This is a genomic window from Sphingomonas sp. VDB2, assembly GCF_047946695.1.
Lineage (GTDB): Bacteria > Pseudomonadota > Alphaproteobacteria > Sphingomonadales > Sphingomonadaceae > Sphingobium > Sphingobium bisphenolicum.
The window spans coordinates 2,333,262-2,344,502 of record NZ_CP159615.1 but is presented as its reverse complement, the minus strand read 5'-3'; the positions used below and the strand labels follow the sequence as shown (position 1 = coordinate 2,344,502).

The following is an 11,241-nucleotide window of genomic DNA, read 5'->3' as shown; positions in this document are numbered from 1 at the left end:
TCATGGCTCAATCTTCCCTTTCCTTGATGTCTGGAGTGGCGGATGCGCCGCCACGATCGCCTTCCTTCAGCGTCTGAAGCGCGACGTGGCGGTGGTGGCGGGAGTCCTGTTGGCGGCGCAGCGACTGCGCCCAGGAGGGAGCGCCGTCGGCGGCAGTGCCCGAAGATGATCCGTTCGAATTGGCTCCGCCGTTGAGGGCGGCCCAGGCGGCGTCACGACCGCGCTCGGCGGCCTGGCCCAAGCCCAGCGCCGTCGATGCTTTCTGGCGGGCAGCGTTGCCGGCCGCCTGTGCCATGCCGCCGATGCCGGCGCCGACGCTCGAAGATCCGGCCGCGGTCTGGCCAAGCTGGTAGGAGGTGGAGGCCGCCGACCCCATCGTCGTGCCGGCCCGGATTGCACCGAGTGCTGCGCCACCAGCGGCGCGAGCTGCCCCCATGGCGGCGCCGCCGCCCAGCGCGACGATACCGGCTGCGCCGACCGTCGTGCCGACCGCTGCACCCGCGCCGAGCTGCGGGGCACCGGCGACAAGGCCCGAGGCGATGCCGGGACCGAAGATACCGAGGCCGAACAGCGTGAGCGACGCCAGCACGAGGCTCATGGCCTGCCCGATGTCGGGTTCCTGGCCCTGCAGGGCAGCGGTGAACTCATTGAAGAAATTCGAGCCGATGCCGACGATGACGGCGAGAACCATCACCTTGATGCCGGAACTCACCACGTTGCCCAGCACGCGCTCGGCGAGGAAGCTGGTCCGGTTCCAGAGCGCGAAGGGCACCAGCACGAAGCCCGCAAGCGTCGTCAGCTTGAACTCGACGATGCACACGAACATCTGCACGGCGAGTATGAAGAAGGCGATGATCACGATCGCCCAGGCAAACAGCAGCACGATGATGGTCAGGAAATTGTCGAAGAAGCTGGTGAAACCCATCAGTTTCGACACCTGTTCGAGGAGCGGCCAGGCTGCCGAGAAACCTGTGCCAGCAAGGCGGCCGGGTTTCAGGAGATCGTCCGCCGAGAGCGTGCCGCCGCCCGCGGTCAGGCCGGCCGCCGCAAAGGAGTTGAAGATGATGTCGGCCAGGGTCGAGAAGCGGTTCAGGATGAAGGCGAACGCGCCGACATAGAGGATTTTGCGCAGGAAACGCCCGATCACATCCTGCTCGCCGCCCATCGCCCAGAATAGCCCGGCAAGCGTGATGTCGATGCCGATCAGGGTCGTGGTCAGGAAGGCGACGTCGCCGCCCAGCAGCCCAAACCCGCTGTCGATGTAGCGGATGAAGGTCTGCAGGAACCGGTCGATGACGTTCAGGTCGTTCATAAGGAAATCCTGGAAATGAAGCCGCGGGGTCCGATCTGGGGAGCGGGACCGAACCCCGCGGCGGCAGCGGCGAAGAGGCGAATTCGCCGCTGCCCGCGCACCGGCTCGGGCCTATTGGGGGGTGTAGGCCGAGCCGGAACCGAGGAACTTGGTGGTTGCGGCGCGCGCGTCGATCTCGGCCTGTGCGCGGCGCGCCTGCTCGATTGCCTGCGCCCGATATTGTGCCGCCATCAGGTTCTGGATCTGGAACTGCTGCTTGGCGGTCAGCGCGAGCAGCTGGTTGGTGGCTTGGCTGACTTGCAGCGCGCCTTCGGCGCCCTGACTTCGCGATACGATGCCGCTTAGGGTCTGTGCGTCATCCTGGACATTCTCGACGACCTGCGCCTGCACGCCCATCGTCTGTCTGTAGGCTACCATCTCGGTGTCGAGCCGTGTCCGCGCGGCTGCAACCTGGCCGTTCATGGTCATCGCTTGGTTGAAGCCCTGCGGAAATAATGCACGGAACTGCTGGTCGAGACCGTCGACGCGGAACTGGATGCCCTGCGCCTGTCCCATCAGCTGGTCGATCTGCTGAAGCGTCTGGGTGATCGCCTGGATCTCGGGAAAACTGATCGTTGTGAGATTCTTCGCTTGGTTGATCAGGCTCTGTGCCTGGTTCTGCAAGCTGCGGATCTGGTTGTTGACCTGCTGGAGGGTCCGCGCGGCGGTGAGCAGGTTCTGGCTGTAGTTGCTGGGATCGAACACGACGATCGCACGCGCGGGCGTACTCGGCAACAGGGTGCCGACAAGGCCAGCACCCGCGGCAGCGATACCGAGCGCACCGGCTGTGATGTATTTGCGGAGGGGAAATGCGGGCATGGCTTTTACTCCTTGGCTTGGGGGACGGGAAAGTCGGGGAGGAGCTCGGCGGCCCAGTCGAGGCCGGCTCCTTCAAGGAAGCGGGCCGCGAAATCCTCGGGGCCGTGCTCAGCCAGCAGAGCGTCGATTCGTACCTGCGTCGCGGGATCGGACGCGCCGCACAACGCGAGCGCAATCGGGCCAAGGCCGAGTTCGAACAGGCGGTTGCCGCGTGCGGATTGCAGATAATAATGCCGCTTGGGCGTGGCGCGGCTGATCAGCTCGATCTGCCGGTCGTTGAGGCCAAACCGCTCATAGGCGGCGCGCGACTGCGGTTCGATCGCCCGGTCGTTCGGCAGCAATATGCGCTGCGGGCAGCTCTCGATGATGGCGGGCGCGATGCTGCTGTCGGCGATGTCCGCCAGACTCTGCGTCGCGAACAGCACCGCGACATTCTTTTTGCGGAGCGTCTTCAACCATTCGCGGATGCGCGCGGCGAAAAGCGGATGGTCGAGGAAGATCCAGGCCTCGTCGAGCACCAGCAGCGTTGGCCGACCGTCGAAACGCTCCTCGAGCCGGTGGAAGAGATAGGTCAGCACCGGGGCGACCACGCCAGCCTGTCCCATCAGCGCCTCGGTCTCGAAGCACTGGACGTCTGCGAGTGCGAGATGCTGTTCCGCCGCGTCGAGAAGTCGGCCATAGGGGCCGTCGAGCGTATAGGCGGTGAGCGCAGTGCGCAGCGCATTCGATTGGAGCAGCATGGCGAACCCGGTCAGCGTGCGCTCCTCCGGGGGTGCCGATGCGAGACTGCCCAAGGCCGACCAGACGGCGTCCTTCACCTCGGGGGTGACCATAACCTTCTCGTGGGCCAGCAGCGCCGCGATCCATTCCGCCGCCCAACTGCGTTCGCTGGCATCGTCGATTCGGCGCAGCGGCTGGAATGCCAGGGTGTCGCCGCTGTCCGCTCCGAGGCCCAGCGCATGATGCGCACCGCCCATCGCCAGCACGGCCGCTCGCGCTGAATAGCCCTTGTCGAAGATATAGAGCTGGGAGCCGGGATAGCGCCGGAATTGGAGCGCGATAAGCGCCAGCAACACCGACTTGCCCGCGCCAGTCGGGCCGACGACGAGCATATGCCCGACATCGCCGACATGGGTCGAGAGGCGAAACGGGGTCGATCCGCTGGTCTGGGCATAGAGCAGCGGTGGCCCGCCGAGATGCCTGTTTTCCGTCGGACCTGCCCAGACTGACGACAGTGGCATGAGATGAGCGAGGTTGAGGGTATGGACCAGCGGCTGGCGCACATTGGCATAGGCCTGGCCGGGCAGCGACGACAGCCACGCCTCGACCGCGTTGACGCCCTCGCGCTTCGCTGTGAAACCAAGGCCGTTGATGATCCGCTCGACCGCGCGGACCTTGTCCTCGGCGCGGGTGCGGTCGACGTCCGACACCGTGATTGTCGTCGTCAGATAGCCGAAAGCGACGTGATCGCCGCCGAGCGCCTGCAGCGCAAGATCGGCATCGACCACCTTGTTGTCGGCGTCGGTGTCGAGAAGCTGGACGGGCTGGTTGTACATAACCTCGCGCAGCAGCGCGGTGATCGATTTGCGCTTGTTGAACCATTGCCGCCTGATCTTCGTCAGCGCGCTTGTAGCGTCTGTCTTGTCGAGCGCGATAAAGCGCGTAACCCAGCGGTAGCCGAAATCTGACAAGTTGAGCACGTCGAGGATGCCGGGCCGGCTGAGGTTCGGGAATCCCAGCACCGTCAGCGTGCGCAGATGGCGGTCGCCGAGCATGGGCTCCAGCCCACCCACCAGCGGCGTGTCGGCTAGCAGCGCATCAAGATAGATCGGTGTCTCCGGCACGGCGACCGGATGGCGGCGGCTGGAAACGGTGCCGTGGAGATAGGTCAGCGTCTCGGCGTCGCTTAAGGGCCGCACCTCGGGCATGAAGCCCGACAGGAGGTCGAGCACACGATCGGTCTCGGCGATAAAGCCGACGAGGCTGGCGTGCCAGTCCCGACCCTTCGCGTCGTCGGGCCGCTCGACCAGCGTCCGTCCCGCCGCATCGCTGCTGTCGGCGGGTGGCAACCAAACCAGCGTGCCGTGATAGACACTCTCGAAATGCTGGCCCTCGGCTTCGAACCCGGCGCGCCGCTCCCGCTCGACGAGCCCGGACGCTGCGTCGGGAAAGGCGCTCTCGGGATAGCCAAGCGCATCCCGCCGCTCGGCCTCGAAAAACAGCGCCCAGCCCGAGCCGAGCCGCTTGAGCACATTGTTCGCCCGTGCGCAGGCCGAAACCAGTTCTGCTTCGGTCGCGCTTTCGAGATCGGGACCGCGAAAGGCGAAGGACCGCATGAAGCTGCCGTCCTTGTTGAGGATGACGCCGGGGGCGACCAGCGCGGCCCATGGCAGATGGTCGGCAAGCCGGTCGGCGCGCGACCGGTATTCCGCTAGGTTCAGCATGCCAGATATCCTTTCTGGCGCAGATGGCGGAGCAGCACCGGCACGAAGTCCGGGTCGCGACGGGCCGCGAACACAGCGATACTGTGGCCAATCGCCCAGATGCCGATCCCGACCAGCCATTGCTGCAGGCCCAGCCCGACCGCGGCGGCGATCGTGCCGTTGACGATCGCGATGCCACGGGGCGCGCCACCCAGCAGGATGGCTTGCCCTAGGCTGGCGTGGATGGGCGCCTCGAATCCCTCGATGTGGCTCACGCGACGAGCGCCCCGCCGCCGAAGCTGAAGAAGGACAGGAAGAAGCTCGACGCCGCGAACGCAATCGACAGGCCGAAGACGATCTGGATGAGCTTGCGGAAGCCGCCGGAGGTCTCGCCGAATGCGAGAGCAAGCCCCGTGGAAATGATGATCAGTACCGCGACGATCTTGGCAACTGGTCCCTGGACCGACTCCAGCACCTGCTGGAGTGGCTCTTCCCACGGCATACCCGCGCCGCTGGCATAGACGCGGCTGGTCATGGTGATCGACAGGCCGAGCACCAGCCCGGTGAGGAAGAAGCGGTCGCGGTTGGAAATACGAACGATGGTCATGTCAGTCTCCTTCATTGTTGGGGGTTGGGGTTGGGGTGAGATCGACGACGGCGTAGCCGCCATCGGGGTCGAGCCCGGCGACGCGGGCGATCGTCTCGATGCGCCGCGCGGTGCCGCGGCCCGCGATGAAGACGATGATGTCGATGGCGTCTGCGACCAGGCGGCGTGGCACGGTGACCACGGCTTCCTGGATGAGCTGCTCGATCCGGTAGAGCGCGGACGCCGCACTGTTGGCGTGGACGGTGGCGATCCCGCCGGGATGACCGGTGTTCCAGGCCTTCAGCATGTCCAATGCTTCGCCCCCACGCACCTCGCCGACGATGATGCGATCGGGTCGAAGGCGCAGCGTCGAGCGCACGAGATCGCCCATGGTGACGGCGGTGTTCTTGTCGGATGAGCTTGGCCGGGTCCTGAGCGCGACGGTGTCGCGCGCCGGCGATTGCAGCTCGCGGGTATCCTCGATCAGGATCACCCGTTCGTCGAGATGCGCCATTTCGGCGAGCAGCGCGTTGGCGAGCGTCGTCTTGCCCGAGCTGGTCCCGCCCGCGACGAGGATGTTGCGGCGATCGACGACGGCGAGCGAGAGGAGGCGCGCTGCCTCCGCCGACATGATGCCGTCGGTCACATAGTCCATCAGCGTGTAGATGCGGGCCGCCGGCTTGCGGATCGAAAAGCACGGGGCGGTCGAAACCGGGGGGAGGATTCCCTCGAACCGCTCCCCGGCGCCGGAGCCGAGGGGAGGCAGTTCGGCCGACACGATGGGCTTGTCGCCATGGACTTCGGATCGGACATGGGATGCCACCAGCCGGATGATCCGCTCGACCTGGGGCGCATCGAGCTTCACGTCGGTATCGACACGACCCTCGCCGAGGATATCGACGCGCAACGAGCCGTCGGGATTGACCATGATCTCGATGACGCGCGGGTCGGCGAGCGCGGCGGCAATAGCGGGCCCCACCGCGGTGCGTAGCATGGCGCGACGGCGTTCCGCCGAGACGCTTGTCGTCTGGGCGGACATCATGATGCGCCTCCGTCGGGTTCGACGGGTGCGAGTGTGCGCTTGCCGCCAGCGATGTGGCGGCCGACCTGCGAGACGAACGCCTCGAACCGGTCGCGGCCGATGGCGCGGGCAGCGGCATCAGCTTCGGGCAACGGTGCCGTCACCATCAGCTGGTAGCGGACGAACAGCGACAGGCTTTCAAGTAGCACATCAATATCGCGCCGCGCGCCTGCGAGTTCGCGTGTCAGACGGTCGAGGCGAACCTTCAGGAGGTCGTCGACTTCCTTGGTCCCCCGGCGCGCCAGCCAGTCCTTCAGTGCGTCATTAACGAGGTGGCTCTTGTTGCCGCGCGGACCGGCGGCGAGCGCCTCCAGCGCGTCGCTGAGTTCGCGGTCGATATAGAGGTTCTGGCGGATCTTCATCGCAGCCTCAGAAATCCGGTATGAGGTCGCGCTTGGCGCCCTCGTTGATGGCATGGCCCCGCACGATGGCGTTCTGCCCTTGCGCCTGGTCCATGGCGCGCTTGTCGGCGGCGACATCGTCGTCGTCGGGCACGATCTCGGGATCGCGCGTTTCAGCGGCGTCGGTTGATTTGGAAACTTGTTCAGGAAGTCCGGGATGGCGTTGCTGCTGCATGCCGCCATCGTCCTCGCCCCCTGCGGCATCCTCGGCCTGGTGCAGGCGGGCGTCGATGCCGCGCACCTGGTCGGACCAGTCGTTGCTGCGCGATTTCGGGCGGTCGACATATTGGCCCGATGCCAGCACCGGCGCGGGTGCGACGCGCGCAGCGAAGTTGCGATCGCGGAAATAGCGTAGCTTGCGCGCGCGGATTGGCGCGAGCCCGGAGACGAGAACAATCTCGTCATCGGGCGAAAGCTGCATCACCTCACCAGGCGTCAGGAGTTGGCGGGCGGTTTCCTGGCGGCTGACCATGACGTGCGCGAGCCAGGGGGCAAGCCGGTGCCCGGCATAGTTGCGCATGGCGCGCTGCTCGGTCGCGGTGCCGAGCGCATCGGAAATGCGCTTGGCGGTGCGTTCGTCATTGGTCGCGAAAGCGACACGGACATGACAGTTGTCGAGGATGGCGTTGTGGTCGCCATACGCCTTCTCGATCTGGTTGAGGCTCTGCGCGATCAGGAAGGCACGAATGCCGTAGCCCGCCATGAAGGCAAGGCTGGTCTCGAAGAAATCGAGACGCCCCAGCGCCGGGAACTCGTCGAGCATCATCAGGAGTTGGTGCCGGCGCGAGGATGTACCGGGCTGGTCCAGTCGCTCGGTGAGACGGCGGCCAATCTGGTTGAGCACAAGGCGGATCAGCGGCTTGGTACGGCTGATGTCCGACGGCGGAATGACGAGATAGAGTGACAGCGGTTGGTCGGCCTCGATCAGGTCGACGATCCGCCAGTCGCATCGCGAGGTGACCTCGGCGACTGTTGGATCACGATACAGGCCAAGGAAGGACATGGCGGTCGACAGCACGCCGGACCGCTCATTCTCACTCTTGTTGAGCAGCTCCCGCGCGGCCGAGGCGACGACCGGATGGACCCTGGGGTTGTTGTCGTCGCCGATATGATTGGTGGTCATCATCCGGCGGAGCGTGGCGACGAAGCTGCGCTGCGGATCGGACAGGAAGGTCGCGACGCGGGCCAGTGTCTTTTCCTCCTCGGCATACAGCACGTGCAGGATCGCGCCGACGAGCAGCGAATGGCTGGTCTTTTCCCAATGGTTGCGGCGTTCGAGCGCGCCTTCTGGATCGACGAGAACGTCCGCGATATTCTGGACGTCGCGCACTTCGTCGATGCCGCGCCGGACTTCGAGCAGTGGATTGTAATGCGCCGATGCGGCGTCGGTCGGATTGAAGAGCAAGCAGTGCGAGAAACGTGCGCGCCAGCCCGCGGTCAGCGTCCAGTTTTCACCCTTTATATCGTGGACAACGGTTGAGCCGGTCCAAGACAGCAAGGTCGGAACGACGAGGCCCACGCCCTTGCCGCTCCGCGTGGGCGCGAACGCCATGATGTGCTCGGGGCCGTCGTGGCGGAGATAGCGGCCGCCAAGCATGCCGAGCATGACGCCGGCGTCGCGATGCAACCCGGCGCGCTCGATCTCGCGGGGGCTTGCCCAGCGCGCCGAACCATAGGTGGTGACGTTGCTCGATTGGCGCGCGCGCCATATCGAGCCGAAGATCGCTGCCGCGCAGCCGATAAAGCCGCTGGCGCCGGCGAGCATGCCCGCCTTGTCGAAGACGATGGGGGCATAGGCATCATAGTGATACCACCAGCCGAACAGCGCCCAAGGATGGTAGATTGGCATTTTGCCGAGCCGGAACCACGGCAGGCCCAGTTCGGGCTGATAGGCGAGCATCGCCGCTGCCCACTGCGTCGCGGCCCAGACCCCCGCGATCACGATCGCGAAGACGACAAGGATCTGACCGATGAGCAATTTGGTGGGTGTCACGTCGAGGCTCCCGCCCGCCGAACAGGATCGGCTGGGGCGGTTTCAGACTCGGGGACGGGCCTGAAAAACGGAACGGAGCTGATGGGCGCAGATGGGCTCGCGTCGGCCCGTTCCGGTCAGATACCGGAACCGGAGCCAATCTGGCAGGCGTCGTCCGACTGTTAGAGGCCGGCGTCTATCCGGAGCGTTTCGATGCGCTCGAGCGAAACGGCCTCGATCATGTCGCGAAGGGCGCGAATGGACTGTGCCAGAGCATCGAGGTCGTCGTTGCCGATCTCGTAGTTCGCCGAATAGCGGGCCTCGACATAGGCGCGCTTCAGCAGCTCGAAGCGGCGGCGGTCAATCCGGGTAGCGCGCGGCCATGCTTCGATCAGCCGTGCCTCGCTGCACTCCGCCAGTGACCGCAGGAATTTGATGTTGTGGGAGCGAGGAAAGTAGAGGGTGCGGACGAGCAGGAAGCATATGTAGGCCCGCTCCGTCGCTTGGTGAAGTGAGAATGCCGCCTCTTTGCGCCACCCGAGATCCTCAATCCCTTTCAGCGCCTGTTCTTTTGCCGTGGCCAACGCCCGATCAGTACTCGGTAGCCATTCTGTCAGGTATATGCCTGCCATCTCGTAGGCATCAGCAGCGGTCAGCGGTTGAGGCGTGGCAAGCGCACTTCCGGGCAACTCGTAGAGAACGATCCCGTCGCGCGCGATATCGACCCAGAAATATTCGCCACGGCTCAGCGCCTGATTCACCTCCTGCAGGGTATGGACGATGATGTTCACCGGCCGCGCGATCGCGGTATCGCGTAGGATCTTGTCCTCGGCGACGTACCAGTAGTCGGCAATGTCGGTAAGGTCGGGATGGCTGACGATGATCAGCAGGTCGTAGTCGGACTGATAGCCATTCTCTGGCTCGTCGACCCAATCGTCACGCGCATAGCTGCCGAACAGGATGACCTTGAGGATGCGCCCGTTCTTTTTCCAAGGCTGGTTCGCGCGGGCCGTCGCCTCAGCGAACTCGCCCATCAGCAATTGCTTCACCCGATCCAGTTCGCTTTGCTGGACCGAGGGCAGATGATCAACATCAGAGCGCACGGCGGCGATTCTCGCGAGAGACCAGGCGCTTGGCAAGCCTTGACCGCGCGCATGGGCGCGCCGATGGTCCCGCCTCACGCACGAGCGCATCCTCGTAGATATCGTACACGCCAGCGCATCGCCCCCTCGTCTCCCTTATTTAAGCCCGCTTACCTTAGCTTGTTTGCTAATTAAGCCAAGTGCCAGTTGCTTAAATAAGAGCTTTTCCGCATATTGGGTCCGCATGGTCGATCCTGAACCGAATCTGCGGCTGGGCCGCTTCGTCGAGACCCCCGTTGCGGACGAGGTTGTGCGAGCCTTCGTGCCACCACCGCTTCCACCTGCGCCACCCATCGACGTGCTGGGCCTCCTCGACCGTCTCAGTCTGGCCGAGCGCGCCTTGGGGCGCCTCGACGGCATCACCATGCTGCTGCCGCGCCAGGAACTCTTCCTCTACATGTACGTGCGAAAGGAAGCTGTGCTGTCCTCTCAGATCGAGGGCACGCAATCGACCTTGTCGGACCTGCTCCGCTTCGAAACCGAGGCGCAGGCTGGCCAGCCGATCGACGATATCCGCGAGGTCTCGAACTACGTCGACGCTATGATGTACGGGCTCGATCGGCTGGAAGAATTGCCGCTGTCGCTCCGTCTCATCCGAGAGATGCATGAGCGCCTGCTGCAAAGCGGCCGGGGCGGCACCAAGAGCCCCGGCGAATTCCGCCGATCGCAGAACTGGATCGGCGGCACGCGCCCAGGAAACGCGCTGTTTGTGCCACCGCCGATTACGGAACTCGATGGCTGCCTGGATGCTCTCGAACGCTTCATGCACGAGAGTGAATCTCGCCTGCCCGCACTGATCAAGGCGGGCCTCCTCCACGTCCAGTTCGAGACAATTCACCCGTTCCTTGATGGCAATGGCCGCATCGGCCGTCTGCTGGTGACGCTGTACCTTTGCGTCAACGGCGTCCTGCGCAAGCCGCTGCTCTACCTCAGCCTCTATTTGAAATCACACCGCGCCGAATATTATCGACTGCTGCAAGAAGTGCGGGAGAACGGCGCCTGGGAGGCTTGGCTCGACTTCTTCCTCGCCGGCGTCGCCGACACTGCCAACCAGGCCTTCGATGCGGCCACGCGCATCGTCGAGCTCTTCAAGGACGACCGGGAAAACGTCACTGCGAACAGCGATCGCGCCAGCTCAGCGCTGCGGGTTCACGAACTTTTCCAACAGAATCCCTTTCTCAGCGCCAATCAGTTGGTTCAGCGGACTGGCCTATCCGCCCCCACCGTCAATGCTGTCCTTGCTGATCTTGAACGGCTGGGTGTGGTCGAAGAGATCACGGGCAAAAAGCGAGGCCGCGTCTTCGGCTATCGAAGGTATTTGGCTATATTGAGCGAGGGCACCGCGCCCCTCCCGGCCGTCGGCTGATCGGCCGGCCATTGGATAATCGCAGGCCAACGCAATTGTACCTCATCTCGCGAAACATGCGACTCTGTGTTACCTGACAGCATTCGAAAAAGAGGGCGGC

General features: G+C 64.6%; 10 protein-coding genes. 1 reads left to right on the top strand and 9 read right to left on the bottom strand.

Annotated elements, in window-relative coordinates; translation table 11 throughout:
- Nucleotides 1-7 precede the first annotated feature (7 nt).
- The 9 genes from trbL to ABT375_RS11550 all read right to left on the bottom strand — a co-directional run bounded on the left by trbL (nucleotide 8) and on the right by ABT375_RS11550 (nucleotide 9,814).
- A complete protein-coding gene (gene trbL, locus ABT375_RS11590) occupies nucleotides 8-1,312 on the bottom strand; it encodes a P-type conjugative transfer protein TrbL (RefSeq protein WP_416462519.1) in 1,305 nt (434 codons plus the stop codon).
- A 111-nt stretch (nucleotides 1,313-1,423) separates the two neighbouring features.
- Nucleotides 1,424-2,170 carry a P-type conjugative transfer protein TrbJ gene (gene trbJ, locus ABT375_RS11585; protein ID WP_416462518.1) on the bottom strand — a complete coding sequence of 249 codons (747 nt, stop codon included), beginning with the start codon at nucleotides 2,168-2,170 and terminating at the stop codon, nucleotides 1,424-1,426.
- 5 nt (nucleotides 2,171-2,175) lie between these two features.
- On the bottom strand, nucleotides 2,176-4,614 hold the full coding sequence (gene trbE / locus ABT375_RS11580) for a conjugal transfer protein TrbE (protein WP_416462517.1): 2,439 nt from the start codon (nucleotides 4,612-4,614) through the stop codon (nucleotides 2,176-2,178).
- Nucleotides 4,608-4,868, bottom strand: coding sequence for a conjugal transfer protein (locus ABT375_RS11575; RefSeq protein ID WP_416462516.1), 261 nt, complete (start codon nucleotides 4,866-4,868; stop codon nucleotides 4,608-4,610). Before ABT375_RS11575 ends, trbE begins: the two co-directional genes overlap by 7 nt.
- Nucleotides 4,865-5,200, bottom strand: a complete 336-nt coding sequence (locus ABT375_RS11570) for a TrbC/VirB2 family protein (RefSeq protein ID WP_062731517.1) — start codon at nucleotides 5,198-5,200, stop codon at nucleotides 4,865-4,867. Before ABT375_RS11570 ends, ABT375_RS11575 begins: the two co-directional genes overlap by 4 nt.
- 1 nt (nucleotide 5,201) lies before the next feature.
- The gene (gene trbB, locus ABT375_RS11565) at nucleotides 5,202-6,218 is read right to left on the bottom strand and encodes a P-type conjugative transfer ATPase TrbB (RefSeq protein WP_416464890.1); all 1,017 of its coding nucleotides are present in this window, start codon (nucleotides 6,216-6,218) and stop codon (nucleotides 5,202-5,204) included.
- On the bottom strand, nucleotides 6,218-6,622 hold the full coding sequence (locus ABT375_RS11560; RefSeq protein WP_416462515.1) for a CopG family transcriptional regulator: 405 nt from the start codon (nucleotides 6,620-6,622) through the stop codon (nucleotides 6,218-6,220). Before ABT375_RS11560 ends, trbB begins: the two co-directional genes overlap by 1 nt.
- Before the next feature lie 7 nt (nucleotides 6,623-6,629).
- On the bottom strand, nucleotides 6,630-8,654 hold the full coding sequence (locus ABT375_RS11555) for a conjugal transfer protein TraG (RefSeq protein WP_416462514.1): 2,025 nt from the start codon (nucleotides 8,652-8,654) through the stop codon (nucleotides 6,630-6,632).
- 161 nt (nucleotides 8,655-8,815) lie between these two features.
- Nucleotides 8,816-9,814 carry a nucleotidyltransferase domain-containing protein gene (locus ABT375_RS11550; protein ID WP_416462513.1) on the bottom strand — a complete coding sequence of 333 codons (999 nt, stop codon included), beginning with the start codon at nucleotides 9,812-9,814 and terminating at the stop codon, nucleotides 8,816-8,818.
- Nucleotides 9,815-9,959: 145 nt separating this feature from the next.
- Here ABT375_RS11550 and ABT375_RS11545 point away from each other — a divergent pair, with 145 nt between their 5' ends.
- Nucleotides 9,960-11,141 carry a Fic family protein gene (locus ABT375_RS11545; RefSeq protein ID WP_416462512.1) on the top strand — a complete coding sequence of 394 codons (1,182 nt, stop codon included), beginning with the start codon at nucleotides 9,960-9,962 and terminating at the stop codon, nucleotides 11,139-11,141.
- The last annotated feature ends 100 nt before the right edge of the window (nucleotides 11,142-11,241 follow it).

Bases quoted from the DNA above. Each gene is read 5' to 3' on its own strand.
- trbL (WP_416462519.1), bottom strand. From the start codon at position 1,312: ATGAACGACCTGAACGTCATCGACCGGTTCCTGCAGACCTTCATCCGC.
- trbJ (WP_416462518.1), bottom strand. From the start codon at position 2,170: ATGCCCGCATTTCCCCTCCGCAAATACATCACAGCCGGTGCGCTCGGT.
- trbE (WP_416462517.1), bottom strand. From the start codon at position 4,614: ATGCTGAACCTAGCGGAATACCGGTCGCGCGCCGACCGGCTTGCCGAC.
- ABT375_RS11570 (WP_062731517.1), bottom strand. From the start codon at position 5,200: ATGACCATCGTTCGTATTTCCAACCGCGACCGCTTCTTCCTCACCGGG.
- trbB (WP_416464890.1), bottom strand. From the start codon at position 6,218: ATGTCCGCCCAGACGACAAGCGTCTCGGCGGAACGCCGTCGCGCCATG.
- ABT375_RS11560 (WP_416462515.1), bottom strand. From the start codon at position 6,622: ATGAAGATCCGCCAGAACCTCTATATCGACCGCGAACTCAGCGACGCG.
- ABT375_RS11545 (WP_416462512.1), top strand. From the start codon at position 9,960: ATGGTCGATCCTGAACCGAATCTGCGGCTGGGCCGCTTCGTCGAGACC.